Annotated in this window: 16 protein-coding genes; all 16 read right to left on the bottom strand. The window is 46.4% G+C overall.

Going from position 1 to position 17,396, the window contains the following annotated elements; genetic code table 11:
* Window position 1: 1 nt before the first annotated feature.
* Window positions 2-802, bottom strand: coding sequence for a flagellar assembly protein FliH (gene fliH, locus L3V30_RS02005; protein WP_237308198.1), 801 nt, complete (start codon window positions 800-802; stop codon window positions 2-4).
* Between the two features lie 71 nt (window positions 803-873).
* Window positions 874-1,929: a flagellar motor switch protein FliG gene (gene fliG, locus L3V30_RS02010; RefSeq protein ID WP_012841526.1), complete on the bottom strand. Its 1,056-nt coding sequence runs from the start codon at window positions 1,927-1,929 to the stop codon at window positions 874-876.
* Window positions 1,922-3,664, bottom strand: coding sequence for a flagellar basal-body MS-ring/collar protein FliF (gene fliF / locus L3V30_RS02015; protein WP_006741698.1), 1,743 nt, complete (start codon window positions 3,662-3,664; stop codon window positions 1,922-1,924). Before fliF ends, fliG begins: the two co-directional genes overlap by 8 nt.
* Window positions 3,665-3,678: 14 nt before the next feature.
* A complete protein-coding gene (fliE, locus tag L3V30_RS02020; RefSeq protein WP_237308200.1) occupies window positions 3,679-3,990 on the bottom strand; it encodes a flagellar hook-basal body complex protein FliE in 312 nt (103 codons plus the stop codon).
* A gap of 122 nt (window positions 3,991-4,112) precedes the next feature.
* Window positions 4,113-5,522, bottom strand: coding sequence for a sigma-54 dependent transcriptional regulator (locus L3V30_RS02025; RefSeq protein ID WP_046875536.1), 1,410 nt, complete (start codon window positions 5,520-5,522; stop codon window positions 4,113-4,115).
* Window positions 5,523-5,558: 36 nt separating this feature from the next.
* On the bottom strand, window positions 5,559-6,590 hold the full coding sequence (locus L3V30_RS02030) for an ATP-binding protein (RefSeq protein ID WP_237308202.1): 1,032 nt from the start codon (window positions 6,588-6,590) through the stop codon (window positions 5,559-5,561).
* 196 nt (window positions 6,591-6,786) lie between these two features.
* The gene (locus L3V30_RS02035; RefSeq protein WP_237308204.1) at window positions 6,787-8,253 is read right to left on the bottom strand and encodes a sigma-54 dependent transcriptional regulator; all 1,467 of its coding nucleotides are present in this window, start codon (window positions 8,251-8,253) and stop codon (window positions 6,787-6,789) included.
* Between the two features lie 289 nt (window positions 8,254-8,542).
* A complete protein-coding gene (gene fliS, locus L3V30_RS02040; protein WP_012841524.1) occupies window positions 8,543-8,953 on the bottom strand; it encodes a flagellar export chaperone FliS in 411 nt (136 codons plus the stop codon).
* Between the two features lie 12 nt (window positions 8,954-8,965).
* The gene (locus tag L3V30_RS02045) at window positions 8,966-9,271 is read right to left on the bottom strand and encodes a flagellar protein FliT (protein ID WP_012841523.1); all 306 of its coding nucleotides are present in this window, start codon (window positions 9,269-9,271) and stop codon (window positions 8,966-8,968) included.
* Between the two features lie 3 nt (window positions 9,272-9,274).
* On the bottom strand, window positions 9,275-11,266 hold the full coding sequence (gene fliD, locus L3V30_RS02050; RefSeq protein WP_237308206.1) for a flagellar filament capping protein FliD: 1,992 nt from the start codon (window positions 11,264-11,266) through the stop codon (window positions 9,275-9,277).
* 21 nt (window positions 11,267-11,287) lie between these two features.
* Window positions 11,288-11,722 (bottom strand): flagellar protein FlaG, encoded by a 435-nt coding sequence (gene flaG / locus L3V30_RS02055; RefSeq protein WP_047008849.1) that lies wholly within the window; start codon window positions 11,720-11,722, stop codon window positions 11,288-11,290.
* A 92-nt stretch (window positions 11,723-11,814) separates the two neighbouring features.
* Complete coding sequence (locus L3V30_RS02060) at window positions 11,815-12,945, bottom strand: flagellin (RefSeq protein ID WP_065645184.1); 1,131 nt, start codon at window positions 12,943-12,945, stop codon at window positions 11,815-11,817.
* 288 nt (window positions 12,946-13,233) lie between these two features.
* Window positions 13,234-14,367: a flagellin gene (locus L3V30_RS02065; RefSeq protein WP_005393103.1), complete on the bottom strand. Its 1,134-nt coding sequence runs from the start codon at window positions 14,365-14,367 to the stop codon at window positions 13,234-13,236.
* A 263-nt stretch (window positions 14,368-14,630) separates the two neighbouring features.
* Complete coding sequence (locus tag L3V30_RS02070; protein ID WP_237308208.1) at window positions 14,631-15,764, bottom strand: flagellin; 1,134 nt, start codon at window positions 15,762-15,764, stop codon at window positions 14,631-14,633.
* A gap of 142 nt (window positions 15,765-15,906) precedes the next feature.
* Window positions 15,907-16,809, bottom strand: coding sequence for a Dyp-type peroxidase (locus tag L3V30_RS02075; RefSeq protein ID WP_139060391.1), 903 nt, complete (start codon window positions 16,807-16,809; stop codon window positions 15,907-15,909).
* Between the two features lie 45 nt (window positions 16,810-16,854).
* On the bottom strand, window positions 16,855-17,340 hold the full coding sequence (locus tag L3V30_RS02080) for a DUF2919 domain-containing protein (RefSeq protein WP_012841521.1): 486 nt from the start codon (window positions 17,338-17,340) through the stop codon (window positions 16,855-16,857).
* Window positions 17,341-17,396: the final 56 nt, after the last annotated feature.

Raw genomic sequence — 17,396 nt, forward strand, 5'->3', positions numbered from 1 at the left:
ATTACTCACCCTCTTGATGACGGTTTGCACCACAAAAACTGTGCAACACGCTTTTGACGCGCTCTTCCATGCGGTAGTTAATGCTTGATTCACCTGCCTCAATCTGGACGTCGCCTCGATTGAGTGATGGCTCAGCAACCAACGTCCAGTTGCGGCAATCAAGGTCTTCCTCGCCGTAGGCTGAACGAATAATCGCAATGTCTTCTGGGTTCAGGTGCAAGGTAATGGGGTGACCTGATATTGGCAGCGCTTCAACCGACTGCTTAACCGTGTCTAAAATAATTTGAGGGTTGGTTTGTACTTCGACATGCACGACTTCTTTAACTAAACAGAGCACCATGTCCACCAGCTGCTTTTCAACCTGAGCATTCATTAGCTCTAACGGCTGAGCAAACTGATTGGCCAAGTTCATAAAGGTTTCGACTTGCTGCTGAATATATTCTTGACCTGCGGTCACGCCTTCGGCTTTTCCAAGCTCCAGCCCTTCAGCATGGCCCGCTTGCAGGCCTTCTTCTTTGCCTTTGTCGTAACCTTGCTTAAAGCCGGCTTCTTGACCTTGATACAAACCTTCCTGATAAGCGCCTTGCTTGATCAGCTCTATCTGCTCTTCGGTTAGCTCAAGTGCTTGCTCTTCTTCTGGTTCTTCAAGATTCGGTACCCAACCAGGATCATAGTTAAATGCGGTTTGTTTTGCTTGCTTGGCTTTGGGCTCGCCGTAATCAGGCAACCCCCAACGTTGTGGTTCGATCATCGAATCATCTTCATCAGGACGGATAAATCCACGTTTTCTTTCGCCAGCCATGGGTTACCTATTATGTATTCGATTAAGAAGTGAGGGCGCTCCGCAATAGGATAATCGCGGAGCAATAGAGATTATAAGAATTCGTCCGCACCGCCAGACAACATGAGTTCGCCTGCATCGGCCATGCGACGAGCGATCGCCAGGATTTCTTTCTGTGCCGCTTCGACATCCGCCACGCGAACTGGCGGCATCGCTTCGATGTCATCACGCATCATCTCAGCCGCTCGTTTCGACATGTTCTTAAATACCTTCTCACGCAGAGAATCGTCGGCACCTTTAAGTGCTTTTTGCAACACGTCTTGTGGTACATCACGCAGCAATTTCTGAATACCTTGATCGTCCACTTCGACTAAGTTTTCGAAGACAAACATCAAGTCTTGAATTTGCGTCGCCATGTCTTCGTCTTGATCGCGAATCTGTTCCATCAACAAGCCTTCGACGTTGTTGTCTAGATAGTTCATGATCTCCGCTGCCGCTTTCAGGCCACCAATCTTGGCTGCTTGAGCGCCAGCTTGACCCGCGAACTGTTTCTCCATGATTTCGTTCAGCTCTGCCAGTGCCGATGGCTGAACTTCTTCAAGGTTGGCAATACGCATCATCAGATCCAAACGCACGCGCTCAGGGAACTGAGACAAAATCTCTGCGGATTGGTCTGCTTCTAAATAAGACAAGACGATGGTTTGGATCTGCGGGTGTTCGTTGACAATGATGCTCGCCACTTGTCGTGGGTCCATCCATTTCAGCGAATCCAAGCCTTTTGAACCCGTACCAAGTAGGATCTGGTCAACCAAATTGTTGGCTTTGTCTTCACCAAGAGCCGCCACCAGCGCATTACGCATGAAGTCTTCGCTGCCCATGCCGATGTTGGTGTATTTCTGGATGTCCTCCAAAAACGCACGGTGAACGGCCGACACCTTGTCTTGGCTGAGGTCTTTCGCCTTAGCCATCGCACTACCCACACGCTGGACCTGTTTTGGCTCTAGGTGACGAATAATGCCAGCGGCATCTTGTTCATTGAGGCTCAGTAGCAAAATTGCTGCTTTTTCTTCGCCAGTAATGGTTGAGACATCCAGCTCAACTGGCATTCCCGCGGCGTTGTCATCTTGAGGTACGATATCGTTAGCCATTGTCATTCATCCAGTTTTTCACTACTTGAGCAGCAAGTTCAGGTTCATTCGCCACCAGAGCGCGAACCGCTTTCAATACATCTTCATCTTTATGAAGGTTTGGCAAATCAATACTTGAACCAAACTCAAACAGTTCGCTGCTTTCAATGTCGCTGCCAATCAGGCTAGTTTCACCATCCGCACCAATCGGCAAGCCGTCTGGTCCGTACATTTCGTCTTCGTCATCACTGGTAGGGTTAAGCAATTTCTTCATTGCTGGACGAACCAATACCAATACGACAACGATGATCACCAATGCACTTGCGAACCAACGAACCCAGTCACTGAAGTTAGGGTGCTCCCAAATTGGTGGTTCTTCCAGCTGTTCAGCCTCAGGCTCTGCAAACTTCACACTCAGTACATTCAACAAATCACCACGGCCTTGGTCAAAACCGACCGTACCAATTAAGACTTGGCGAATAGCATTAATTTCCGATTCGGACATCGGGGTATAGGTCACTTCTCCCGTATCTGGGTTGACCTGACGACGGTCCTTAATCGCAACAGAAACTGTCTGACGAGCAACCGTCCCTGTCTGCTTACGCTCATGGCTGATGGTGGTATCAAGCTCAAAGTTACGCGTGGATTCTTTACGCACCGAACCCTGTCCCATGACAGAACCGTCTTTCATCTGAGCCACATCTTGCGGAATAGAGGCATCCGCTGGAGGCTGATTACTTAACGCCCCCGGAATACCCGCTACCATATTGCCGTTATTGTAATCTTCTAATGCGTACTCACTGCGGGTTGCAGGGGTATTGGGATCAAAGCGTTTGCGAGTTTGTTCAACCGCGCTGAAATCCATTTGGATATCGACCTGCGCCGTGTAGTTGCCATAACCTAAAATAGGTAATAGCACTGAATCAATTTTTTCACGCAGCGCTTGTTCCTGGCTACGCTCTAATTCTTGCTCTTTGCGTCGCGCAGCAGAAGCAGGGTCTTGAGAGCCTGAACTGAGCAAACGACCATGCTGATCTGTGACGGTAATGCGGGAAGTTTTCATTCCCGGAACGGCACTCGCCACCATGTCGACGATAGAATCAACTTCTTGCTGTTTGAGGTTCGTACCAGTCGACAGTGTCAAAAATACGGACGCTGATGCTTCTTGGTTATGACGCACAAAAACACTGTGCTTTGGTAGCGCCAATAAGACTCGCGCTTTACGAACTTGCTTCATTTCCTCAATCGCTTGAGCCAATTGACGTTCTCGACTGAGTTTAAGGCGCTCTTGCTCTAAACGTTGTGATACGCCAAAGCCCATATCTTGCAGCAAAATATCATCGCCCGCCTCTGTGGCTTGGTTTACGCCCGAGCGAACCATGCCAAGTTTGATCGAGTTGTATTCGCTCGATTCAACAGAAATGGTATTACCATCAAGCTTGTAATTGATTTTTTGCTGGTCCAGGTAATCCAGAACGGGGATTAACTCTTCGGTCTCATACGCTCCAAGCGGGCGCATCTCCGGCTCTTTGACCCAAAAGAACAGCATCACGATCAATGCAACACAGATGGATATTGACAGCACAAGTACAACTTGACGAAGTAAATCAAGGTCACCCACTGCCATATCAAATTTTGACGCACTGCGTTCCTCTAGATCTGGATTTTGACTCTCCACATCTACGTCGGAACTTGCTACCAGTGCACCATCTGAGCCGCCTTCAGTGACGGTTAAATCTGTAGACTTGTCTGCCACACTTATTACCTAAATTACACTGGCATGTTCATGAGGTCTTTATACGCCTCAACGAGTTTGTTGCGAACTTGAACCGTCGCATCAAAAGCGACACTAGACTTGTTACGAGCAATCATAACGTCAGAAAGGGAAACATCGGCATCACCACGATCAAAACGGGTTTGTAAGTCACCGGATGCTTTTTGAAGTGTGTTCACGTTATTGATGGCTTTAGTTAGGAGATCATTAAAATCTGCTCCAACTTTCGCCCCACTTGCAGTAGGAGCAGTATTGGTTGCTTCTACCATCATGGCGCGCATTTCTGCCTGAATACCATCAACTTTCATTAGCACCTCTAAGCCAAAAGATTGACTATTAACAAAACTGATTATTAACACAGCAATTAACGTGCCATAAGACATTAGTTAGCGGTTTGCTTACACTTTTTGTCTTATGGCGATTGCACATGTTAATTTGGGATATCTATACCAGCATCACGCATTTTGGCAAGTTTGTAGCGCAAGGTTCGTGGGCTTATGCCCAGTTTCTCCGCCATTTCTTTGCGTCGGCCGTTACACTCCACCAAGGTTTCCAAAATAATGGCGTATTCTTGGTCACGCAGCTCGCTGCCCAAGCCCTCCCCGCCAGATACCGGACGGTTCACACTCTCAGGTTGAGCGACTGGCTTAACATTAGGTACAACCATCTCTGCATTTTGAACCACATGCTGCAAGCTGTTGGCATCTTGCCAATCCACCCCTTCTAGTAAGATGTGCTCAGCGTCGATATCACCATTCTCACTTAAGATAAGAGCTCGTTGCACCACGTTATCCAGCTCACGAACGTTACCTGGCCAAGGGTATTGCAACAGTTTTTCTACCGCAACGGCTGAAAATTGAGGCACTGGCATCCCCATCTTGCTGCAATGACGCTCAGCAAGATGCTTGGCAAGTGGCGCAATATCGCCTTTGCGTTCGTTCAGTGCTGGCCACGCAATTGGGAACACATTCAGGCGGTAGTATAAATCTTCACGGAAGTTGCCTTCTGAGACGTACTGCTTGAGATCACGGTTACTGGTCGCAAGCACGCGTACATCCAGCTTGATGCTCTTACGACTGCCAAGGCGCTCCACTTCACGCTCTTGCAAAACACGTAATAGTTTCGCTTGCAGGTTTAAGTCCATTTCGCTGATTTCATCCAGCAAGATTGTGCCGCCTTGCGCTTGTTCAAACTTACCCGGACACGCTTGAACCGCGCCAGTGAACGCGCCTTTCTCATAACCAAATAGTGTCGCTTCCAGCATGTTGTCTGGAATCGCCGCACAGTTGATCGCAACGAATGGACCATCTTTACGGTTTGATGCGTTGTGAATATAACGCGACATCACTTCTTTACCTGAGCCACTCGGACCTAGCACCATAACATTCGCATCTGTACGTGCCACTTTATCGGCCAAAGCAAGTAGACGCAGACTTTTTTCATCTGCCACGACCGCGTCACCATTGTCATCGCTTTTGATCGGTGCGTATCGACTGACCATGTTCAGCAATACTTCTGGTGCAAATGGTTTCGCCATGTAGTCAATCGCGCCGTCTTTCATTGCCGACACGGCATCTTCAATGTTGGCGTACGCCGTCATTAACAGTACTGGTAAGTTAGGCCAATTCTGCTTGATGTTTTTGAGCAGAGCCAATCCGCCCATACCTGCCATTTGCACGTCAGAAACGACGATATCGACAGTATTCGATTTGAGTTTTAGTAGTGCGTCTTCCGCACAGTCAGCTTCTAACCACTCATACCCTGCCAGAGCCAGAGTATCCACTAGGGCTTCACGAAGACCTTCATCGTCTTCTACGATCAGCACTTTGCTTTGCGCCATTCTGATTCTCCAGTAATTGTTATTACCAGAAGCTGCTTACTGCGCTTCTGGTTGCACTCGCTCTAGCGGAATGCACATGGTAAAGCAGGCTCCATCACCCTGCTCTGAAATAAGTTCCAATCGACCGTCATGGGCACGGCAAACCATTTGAACAACAGCCAGCCCTAACCCGGTTCCTTGAGAACGCGTGGTAAAAAATGGCTCCATAATTTTGGCTTGTAGTTCTTCAGGTACACCCGGTCCGCTGTCTTGCACTGAAATGCGCAACTCGCCATTTACCGGGCGGAAAAAAATATCGACTTGCGACTCTTTACCAGACATCTGAATCGCATTCATGACAAGGTTGCTCAACGCGGATGCAATCGCATTCGCATTGCCTAGCAACTCAGTTTGTTCTTCTTCCACTTCTAGGCAGTAATCAATACCGTTATTTTTTAGCGCGGTTTCGACCATCGGCTGATATTCCGCCACCAACTGAGCAATCGTAAATGTCTTAATGACTTTATTATCACCACCTTTAGCAAAAAGCAGCATATCATTAACCTGCTTTTCCAAATCGTGCAGTCGATCCATTAATTTGGTTTGAAAGCGATCCCTTGTCGCTGGTGGAAGGTTTGGCGCTCCCAAATTGGATGCATATAGCATGGCGCTCGATAGCGGCGTTCTTACCTGATGAGCAAGCGACGCTACCATACGCCCTAACGACGACAAGCGTTGTAAATCACTCACACGAGCTTGAAGTAAGCGAGTTTCGGTTAAATCGGTAATCAGGATCAATTGACCTGTCGTAGAAGCCGAAATGGCTAATCGAACTTTACGACCATTCCGCAGGGAAACTTCGTGACCATCATCCTCACGAGGATCAAACACCGCCTGAATAATGTTGAACCATTTTTCATTAACCAGTGGAATCTCAAGAATTCGGTGCGCCTCTGGGTTTGCTTCACGCACTATGCCGAACGTGTCGAGCAGAATCACTCCGGCAGGCATCACATCAAGCACCTGCTTATAGCGCTCAACCTGATTTTCTACGGAATCTAAATGGGATTGGTTGGTGTTGTTATCCATTACTGCCTGTCGAAATATCGCCGCTAAAACTAAAATAGCTTGGTAAGCAATTAGCGTACCAAGCTATTTTGTATATTTATCATGACGTTAAGTCATCGACAATAAGTTGACACCCTCAGATAACGGTTTTTGGTGTCAGAAAAACGATGCTAAATAGCCCAAATGATTTAGATACCGTCTTAAATCTCAACGTTGCCTAGCGTTGTAAGTTGTACTTACGCATTTTTTCCACCAACGTTGTGCGTCGCATACCCAGCATATCAGCGGCTCGTGCCACGACCCCAACTTGTGCTTCTAACGCTTGGCTGATCATATTAACTTCTAAATCAGCCAACAGCTCTTTCAGATTTACACCTTCAGGCGGCAGCGCTTGCGGAGCGTTCATGCTGTGGTCAAGATCGTCTTGATCATCAAAGCTAAAGTCTTCTGAGAAGATGTCTTGGAACACATCACGCTCTTGTTCTTCAACCGAAATAAACGGATTACTTTCTGGTTGGAACTCCGGGATATCACTGTAGCGATATTTGGTTGGTAAGTGGTTTACATCGACCAAGCTATTTGGGTACAGAATGATCATTCGCTCAACAAGGTTGGCTAACTCACGCACGTTACCCGGCCAGTTGTGCTCCATCAGTGAATTGATCGCACGAGGGGTAAAACAGATAGGCTGGCCACCCTCCGCTTCCAGACGCGTCATCAACTCTTGCAGCAGCAATGGAATATCTTGTTTGCGCTCTTTCAGCGCAGGCATCTCGATTGGAAACACGTTCAAACGATAGAACAAGTCTTCTCGGAACGTGCCTTCTTCAATCATACTTTCTAGATTACGGTGTGTTGCCGCGACAACTCGAACATTGACCTTGATGGTGCTATTGCCACCCACACGTTCGAAGCAGCGCTCTTGCAATACGCGAAGTAACTTAACTTGCATCGACATCGGCATATCGCCAATCTCATCAAGAAAGATCGTGCCACCGTCTGCGAGCTCAAATCGACCTTTGCGTGCCGTTAACGCACCAGTAAACGCGCCTTTTTCGTGGCCAAACAATTCACTTTCTAGAAGCTCCGGTGGAATGGCACCACAGTTAATGGGCACAAAGGCACCACTGCTGTAGGACGAATGATAGTGAATGTTACGCGCAACGACTTCTTTACCAGTCCCCGACTCACCCAAGATCAACACGTTTGCCTCAGTGTCTGAGACTTGCTCGATCAGGTGACGAACTTCTTGAATACCTCTGCTTTGACCAACTAAGCTGCGAAAAAGCGTGTTTTTTCGTGCACTGGCAACGACATTGACCCCTTTTCGACCCAGAAAATCTTTGCAGTGGCGTAACGCCTCACTAAGCTGTGGGTAATTAAGAGGTAGTTCTAGCTCACCTACAAAATTTGGAAGATCATCCACGGGCAACGGAAATCGGCCCATGACTAAAAGTGGGATGTGGTAGGCGCTGTTTAAATGAGAGATAACCGTATTCGCCGCTTGACCTGCTGGAATGTTACCAACAATACAGCATGACCATACGCTAGACCAATCAACATCGCTGAGCTGATCAGAACTGACCGCTTCGCAATTTTCTCCAACAAATTCCAATATATTGCTTAAATTTAAACGACTTGATGCGTCATCATCAATTACAAGCAGCTTTGCCAAACCTTGCATAAGTAAGAATGATTGCCTTTATTTTAGGTGCGTTGCGGCCAAACCTTGATTTGCGCAATTGGGTGCTAAAAGAAGGCAGAACCACCACACTCAATTTACGATAGACAAAATAGGAAAATCAGCAACAAAAAAAGCCATTAGGGCTACTAATGGCTTCTATTTTATTTGAATATAAAAATAAGGCAACCAAGCAATAAAGAGGTGTGAGCTTGATAGAAACTTTGCTACACAACTCGTTGCGCAATTGACAAATATATTCCTCTAATATCTTAACGCGTTGTTTTGGTTATTAAATACCGACTTCAGCTGCTGTAAGATTATGAAACTCTGTCGGGATTTGGTCCCAAGCGGATTTGATCTCACGGATAATGTCGATAACGTCGTCGATCAGTTGAGGATCATTTTGATGGTTAGCAGCTGAAATTTGCGTGATCATAAACTCATAGAGTGAATCTAAGTTTGAAGCAATATCACCACCGTCATCCATCGATAGACAGCTACGTAGCGCAATAATGATGTCTAGCGCTTTACCTAAACGCTCACCTTTTGCTGGAATGTTGCCTGCTTGCATGGCCGCTTTACCTTGAATAAGGCGCTCAATCGCACCAGCCATAAGCATTTGAATGACTTTGTGCGGAGAAGCCGCGCTTAGCTGGCTGTCGACTGATACCTTTTTGTATGCTTGCAAAGAACCGCGCATAGTAATCCTCTTTTAAATAAATTTTTTGTACTGCTGAAGCGAACGCTGGCCATAACGAAACTTATGAAGTTCTTTTCCGACCTTTGACGTTTCCGATTGCATCAGCTCGACAATTCTTTTGGTACGAGTAAGCAACGCTTGCCACTCTGCATCCTGCTTAACCAAAGGATTTTGATGAATAATTGGTAACAGGTTTTGCAATAACCGTTCCCTGATATCGACCAAGCGAAGAATTTCTTCAGTACTAAAGTCGACTTTTTCCAATTCTTGCGTAATTAGTTGATCTATATCACTAATATCTATGAGTTCTTTTTGCATTTATTAACCCAACGCACTCATTAAGGCACCTAACTGACCTTGCATTTTGCCAGTCGCATCTTGCATGGCGGTAAACTTCGCGTGAGTGCGTTTTTCTAGGCTTTCCATGCGGCGATCTAATGCCGCTTGATCATCACTCAAACGATAATTTTGTTCTGTGAGACTTTTTTCTCGAGTACGAATGCTGCCTGTAATGCCTGTAATACCATGAATCGCATCTTCGACTCGTTTAGCAAAACCTGTGTTGCCACCGAAGAACTTTTCTAGCTCGTTGAAGTTGTTGTTCAACTGACGATCCAACATGTCATAGTTGATTTCTAAGGTACCTTGACGCGTGGTAGTAATGCCAAATTCAGTTAATGACTTTAGGTTTTCAGGCGCTTTATCAATTTGAGTGGAAAATACCGATTTTAATCGTGAGTCTGCGCTGCGTACGGTACTGTCACCCGACAACGGTCCTTTTTGACCAGTGACCGGATCCACACTCGCCAACGCTTGAGACGTTTGATAAAACGAGTTGTACGCCGCAACAAAGTTTTCGATGTCGTTACGCACACTCTGACGGTCGTATTCGACGCCAATTTCAGCAGGTGGCTTGTTCGGTTCTGATTTGCCTTTAAGTGTTAAATCAACACCTTCTATGGCATCTTCAATCACATTGTTGTGACTAGAAAGCTTTGCTACTCCATCAAGCAGAACTTCTGAATCTTGCCCTGCTTGTACCTCTGTCATACCAAGGTATTCTTCAAAAGCAGATTGCGCTTTTGCGATTTTCGCTTCTGCTTCATCAATTTTTTCTAAACGTTCACGCTCTTGAGGATCCAGCTTAGCGCGATGAATTTGTTTCGCTTGCTCTTCGGTCAATTCACCACGTTCAACTTTTGCGTCTAGCGCTTGTTTTTCACTCGCAATTTTTTGCTCAATTTCAGCTTTTTCTTGCTCAAGAAGCTGCTTGGCCTCTTTCGTCGTAACGTAAGAGTCGGTTAATGTGCCTGATGCTGCATTACTCCAACCCGGAACATCTGGTGCCTTCTCTATTGCTTTCTCGTCAAGTTCAAGCTCTGGCTCTTCATAAGAATCCAGCAAAGTGCCTGACGCAGTTTCTGTCCACCCTGGAATTCGGTCTTCAGGGCGCAAACTCGCGCGTCGGTTGGCTTCATCAATCGCTTCCTGCCCAGCTTTAGCAGCATCTGCACCCGCAGCAGAGATAGGCTCTTGGGAACCATCATCTTGTCCATTTTCTGCCGCTTTTTGCTTTTCTGGAGGTAGAGGATTGCCGTTTGCATCCAGTTCCACTGGTTGCTCGGAGAATTGAAGAGGACCTAACACTTCTTCCGCCGCTGAACGAGCTTCTTCTAGCGCGTTAACACGGTCTTCAAGTGTTTGATACTCGAAATATTTTAGAGGGTTGCCTTTGTCGGCCTCCACACTGACTCTGATTTGATGATCCTTACCAGAGAGATTTGAGGCAAGGATAAGGCGTGGTCCTTCAACGTCGTTAATGAGAGATGCACGAACACCGGGGTTGTCTTTTGAGCCATTGATGCCGCGTACGACATCTGCGAGCTTGGAGCTCGAACGAACGTTCACGTTGAAGGTGTCATCACCAAGCGAAATCTGCAGCTTACCAGGGCCAAACTTTGCGTCTTCTGGCAGTACGTCAGAAGCGACTTTGTGGCTCTGGGCAAGCTGCAACACATCGATAGCATATTTGCCAGCGATAGCATCTGTGGTTGCCGTAGCAGATACGATATTGTCGTCTGTCGTTTCAACAGTACGAACGGCAAACGCTTTCTCTTGACGAAAGTTCGCCATGAGATTTTTCATCGTATCCAGTGATTCTCTGAGTCGCCCGTAGGCACTGATACTGGCATTAATTGTCGTGCGCTCGTTGTCAATGCGTTGCTGCTTTGGTACGCGTTCGGCATCCACAATTTTGCTGACCATGGAATTGATATCCATGCCGCCAGACATCCCCAAAGGGCCTAAACTCATCAAATCACCTCTAAAAACGACTTACACTTTTTCAGTCAACAACCCGCTGTTGGCTGTGTGCTCAGCTAGGCGACGCAATACCACTAGCATTTCTTCATCAGGAATTTGACGAATCACGTCGCCCGTTTTGGCTTCGTAAATCGTCACCACATCTCTCCCGGATTCCTCATCCACTCGAAACGCGACTCCTTTGTTTATGGACGTCACAAACTCATTCATTTGCGCGACCAATTTTTCACGTTCTTCTTTGTTCAGCTCTTGACGGCTTTCTGCCATCTCGATCGCTGCTTGAACAGAGAAGTCGTATTCGGTGTCTTTCGCTTTTTGCGGCGAAACCTCACCATTTGAATTTGCTGGGCTAGACGTGCCTATATCATTGCCATTTTTATTTGCAAACTTTGTGCCACTTGGCGTGCCGTAAGGCTGGATGTTCGATGCGTAGGAGGATATATCCATTACAATCTCCCTTCCACCTTATGGGCTAACGATAGAACCTATCGCTTTGGTGCCCCAGCACTAAGGTGTTTACCTCAGGCTGGGTCAACCACTTAGCCCAATAAGCTTAGCGCTGCAGATGGAGACTGCTTCGCTTGAGCCAGGATTGAAGTACTTGCTTGCTGAAGAATTTGCGACTTAGTCATCGCAGTGGTTTCTTTCGCGTAATCAGTATCTTTAATACGGCTGTTAGACGCATTAACGTTCTCGTTAATGTTGTCTAGGTTGCTGATTGCGTGGTTGAAGCGGTTTTGGAAAGCACCAAGTGACGCACGTTGGCTGTCTACTGACTTCAGGGCACCGTCGATAACAGCCACAGCTTCTTGAGAGCCTGCTACTGTTGTTACGTCGATGTCTTTCACTGTTACGTCTTTCGGACCGCCAAAGCCGATCTCGTCCGCTAGGTTGCCAGAGAACTCAACATCACCTTGAACTTTTTGAGAAGAAGCAAATACTTGTAGCTTGCCATCTTCACCAACAGACGCTTTTACATCATCGTTTTGACCGTTGATGTACGTTGCTAGCTGCTCAATGTCGTCGCCTTGTTTTGCACTGATCGATAGCTCTTTCTCTTCACCTTGTTTGTTGGTGTAGCTCATTTTGAACTCAGTTTTATCACCAACAGTCCAAGATGCATCTTTACCCTCTTCTGCTGCGTAGCTCTTGCCACCCATTGCAGAAGTGTCTGAGCGCAAGCTACCCATAGAAAGCATCACAGCTTCACCTGAGTCTGCACCGATTTGGAAAGATTGCGTACCGTATGTACCGTTTAGCAACTTGTTACCACCGAAAGAGGTAGTTTCAGCAATACGGTTTAGCTCGTCATTTAGCGCTGTTACTTCTTCTTGGATCGCAACACGTTCTGCTTTTGAGTTAGAACCGTTCGCAGATTGAAGCGATAGGTCACGCATACGTTGTAGGATGTTGGTAGATTCATTCATTGCACCTTCAGCAACCTGTGCAATAGAAATACCGTCGTTTGCGTTTTTCACCGCCATGTCTAGGCCACGGCTTTGTGCATTCAAGCGGTTTGAAATCTGTAGACCTGCAGCATCGTCTTTCGCGCTATTGATTTTATAACCCGAAGACAAACGCTCCATTGATTTTTGTTGACCGTCAGCTGCCTGGTTTAGGTAACGCTGTGCAGTCATCGCAGAAACGTTAGTATTAACGTTAATCGCCATAATTGATCTCCTTAAGGCTTTAGTGAATGTACCGTCGTGTCTCTCACCTCACTTAGGTACATCTCATTTCTCTCAGTCCCTTTAACGGCGACCGATGAATATCCTTTAGAAGAAATTTTCAATTTTTTGCGATTATTTTCTTTGGCTTACTGAAATGTGATGAAGCTCTAATGTCGTGATTCGCAGAAATCCTGAGTCCCCAAAAGACAGAAAAAAACCCAGCCGAAGCTGGGTTTACTCGCTCATCTCTCACCACGAGCCAATGAGGTTCTCGTCTTAGGTTTGAAATTAACCTAGCAGACTTAGCGCTGAGTTTGGCGCTTGTTTCGCTTGCGCAAGGATTGAGCTTGACGCTTGCGATAGAATTTGTGACTTGGTCATTTGAGTCGTTTCTTTCGCGAAGTCAGTATCTTTGATACGGCTCTTCGACGCGTTCACGTTCTCGTTAATGTTGTCCAAGTTGCTGATTGCATGGTTGAAACGGTTCTGGAATGCACCCAGCTCTGCGCGGTGACTGTCTACGTATTTCAGTGCCGCATCGATGATAGCAACAGATTCTTGTGCGCCACCTACTGAGGTTACGTCGATAGTATCTACCGTTACTTTTTTACCTTCGCCCAAACCTAGCTCGCCAGATAGGCCGCCTGAAAATTCGACTTCACCTTCGACTTTGTTGTTGCCAGCAAAGATTTGCAGTTTACCGTCTTGGTCTACTGAGGCTTTCACTAGGTCAGTTTGACCGTTAATGTAAGTCGCAAGCTCTTCGATATCATCACCCGCTTTTGCGCTGATGTTGATTTCTTGCTCTTGACCATAGCTGTCCGTTAAGTTGATTTTTAGGTCGTTCTTACCTTCAGCAACATTCCAGTCTTTACCTTTACCACTTTCAGCTTGGTAGCTCACACCGCCCATCATTTTGTTGTCTGAACGCATGTCTTTTAGCTCAAGCATCACGGCTTCACCGTTATCCGCACCGATTTGGAACGATTTCGCACCGTGTGTGCCGTTTAGTAGCTTGTTACCACCGAAAGACGTGGTTTCTGCGATACGGTTTAGTTCGTCATTTAGCGCGGTCACTTCTTCTTGAATCGCCACACGCTCTGATTTCGAGTTTGAGCCGTTTGCTGATTGTAGAGACAAGTCACGCATACGTTGAAGAATGTTAGTGGTCTCGTTCATTGCACCTTCAGCGGTTTGTGCAATTGAGATACCGTCGTTCGCGTTGCGAACCGCCACATCCAAACCACGGCTTTGTACGTTCAAACGGTTCGAAATTTGAAGACCCGCAGCGTCATCTTTTGCGCTGTTGATTTTGAACCCCGAAGACAAACGCTCCATAGAAGTTTGTTGAGCTGAGTTTGCGTTGTTTAGGTAACGCTGGGCGGTCATCGCTGATACGTTAGTGTTTACATTCACTGCCATGGTGATTTCTCCAATTGATTTTCCGGTATAGCGGTTTCCGACGTCTCGGAAAACCAAGTAGTTCTCTCAAAGTTACTTTTATTAACGGCGCTCAAACTGATTTCTTTAGGGAATTCTTTGGATTTTTTTGAAAAAAGTTCATTTGGAGAAGGAATCGTGATGAAGCAGATAAAAAAGCAAAAAAACGTCAAATTTTCGCTAAAGCTTCTTTTCGAGCTGTCGATACAGGCAGGTTTTACGTTAAATTCGAGCGAGGTCGATCATTAGCCAAGTAAGGTTAATGCTAGGTTTGGCGCTTGTTTTGCTTGTGCAAGAATAGAAGTACTGACCTGCTGCAAGATCTGCTGCTTCACCATTTGCGTGGTTTCTTTCGCGTAGTCAGTGTCTTGGATACGACTGTTGGAAGCGGCTAAGTTTTCGTGGATGTTATCGAGATTATTGATCGCGTGATTAAAGCGGTTTTGATACGCGCCTAACTCAGCACGATGGCTATCAACGTACTTCATCGCAGTATCTAGGACGGCCACGGCTTGTTGCGCACCACCGACAGACGTAATGTCGATGTTATCAACCGCATCGTAACCTTTTAGCTGTAACCCCAGTTCACTCGCTAAATCACCTGAAAACGATAAAGTGCCTGAAGTTTCTTCTCCAGCCATAAATAGCTGTAGCTGACCTTCTTCATTCACAGATGCCGTGACTTTGTCAGTTTGACCATTGATATAAGTCGCAAGCTCTTCGATATCGTCGCCAGCTTTGGCATTAATTTGAATGGTTTCCGTTTCACCAAAACGATTAGTAAATGACATGCTAAGATCATTCGCACCGTCTTTTACTTTCCAATCAGAGTTTGCACGTCCGTTTGCAATGTAACTAAAACCGCCCATATCAATGCCATCACTGCGCATCGACTTTAATTCAACTTGCACAGCTTCACCTGACGCGGCACCGATTTGAAATGCCGACTTACCAAAGCTGCCATTGAGCAGTTTACGCCCACCAAAGGAGGTCGTTTCGGCAATGCGGTTTAGCTCATCGTTAAGTGCCGTCACTTCTTCTTGCAGTGCAGTGCGTTCCGCTTTGCTGTTTGAACCATTGGCTGACTGTAGCGACAAATCACGCATACGTTGCATGATATTAGTCACCTCATTCATCGCGCCTTCCGCAGTTTGCATGATGGAAATGCCGTCATTCGCGTTGCGAACCGCAACATCTAAACCACGCATTTGTGATTGCAAGCGGTTGGAGATTTGCAGACCCGCAGCGTCATCCTTTGCGCTGTTAATACGCTTCCCTGAAGACAAACGCTCCATGGATTGATTCAGCATATCCGTTGCACTGGTCAAATGACGTTGTGCGACAAGTGCTGCCACATTGGTATTAACAGTGATCGCCACAAATAAAGGTCCTGAAATTAAGGCTTTGGATACTTATCGACCAAATTGCAGAAAGGTTTAGTGTTTTTTGAAAAGAGATTGGAATAGAAATAGAAAACAGAAGCCCTCCAATTGGAGGGCTTAAGAAATAAAGTCTGAGAACTTACTTGATGGCTAGCTCTGCGAGCATTTCTTGTGAAGGAGCGAAGAAGTACGCACCAGTTACCGCTTTTGTGAAACGAAGCATTTGGTCTGTTTTACCATCTGTCACGCCGTACATACTTTCTAGCATCACTTTAATGTTATGAAGTGTATTGCAGTAAGAAATAAACAGCAGGCCATGAGGCCCTGTTACCGTCCCGTATGGCAAGCTATGACGAACAATCTTGAGACCTTTTCCTTCTTCTTTAATATCAACGCGACCAACGTGTGATGCAGCAGGAACGTCTTCTAGCTCGATAGAATCTGGTTTGGTACGACCAATCACTTTTTCTTGCGCTTTGACATTCAAGCGATTCCAAGCGGCAAGGTTATGTTCAAAGCGTTGAGCCATGACATAACTACCTCCAGCAAATGGGCCCTCTTTTACTAGAGCCACATCAGCGCGAGCCTCCCCTTTCGGGTTTTCTGTCCCATCAATAAAGTCTGTCATATCACGAGCATCAAGGTAACGGTACCCATACGTTTCGTCCACAATGGTGACATCTTGTGCCGTCTCTTCTAGAAACTTACGCAGAACATAAAAGTGCAAGTCGTGACGAGTAGAGTGACAGTGAATCAGCACATCAACATCCGTTGCAGGCGCTACGATGTCCCCTTCGCCAAGTTGAGTAAAATCAATAAGCTCTTCTGGCGCGTCTACATTGAGGTGTTGCCAAAACGATTTGGTGAATGCGATAGAAAGGGTCAGCGCCGCGCCTGGCTGGGTAATATTTAACTCTTCCACTAACTTTGGTAGTGCTTTCAGCTTATCCAATACGTTTTCACGGTTTTGGTTCACTTTAAGTTGAGTGTACAGTGCAAATGGCCCTGCTTCTGGCACGATCGCCGTTTGAGCTTGTGACATTGAGGTTTCCTCTATACTTTGCCCCGGTGTGGGAAGTTATTGTTTTTAATTCTTCGAAGGCTGCTCTTCATTGCGCTCCAATTGTGGCACATGAAAACAGTCTTTTACCCATCTTCCATTTAGAAGATAGATCATAAACCAAGCTAATAAGGTAATGGTAAGGGCGTTTGCCCAATTGAATACACCATGTTCCAGATACACATGATACATGGTCTGAGCCAGTTGGATACCGCACAAGATCAAAGTGATCTCTCGACCATAGCGAGTAATTCTGTTTACCCATCCTCTATCGGGGTGACGGAGCCCCATCAACCACATGAGAAGCAGGCTTGGAATGCCCATAGCCAAACCCAAATACAGCGTACTTGAGTCTGGATAAACAATAGCGAGTAGCTTACTGCCACTATCACGACTTACGCCTGCCATCGCAAACACAACCCATGAACGCACAAGAAACATCCATCCAAACCATAAAATAATCGGCGCTTTTAAAAATCCATGGGCGTCATATTGGTCAAACGAGTAGCGCACAACATCTTCTTCTTAATGTGATAAAACGCCACTTTAACCTATCATTTCAGAGTTGC

The sequence above is a fragment of the Vibrio sp. A1-1 genome, assembly GCF_021728175.1.
In the GTDB taxonomy this organism is placed as follows: domain Bacteria; phylum Pseudomonadota; class Gammaproteobacteria; order Enterobacterales; family Vibrionaceae; genus Vibrio; species Vibrio diabolicus.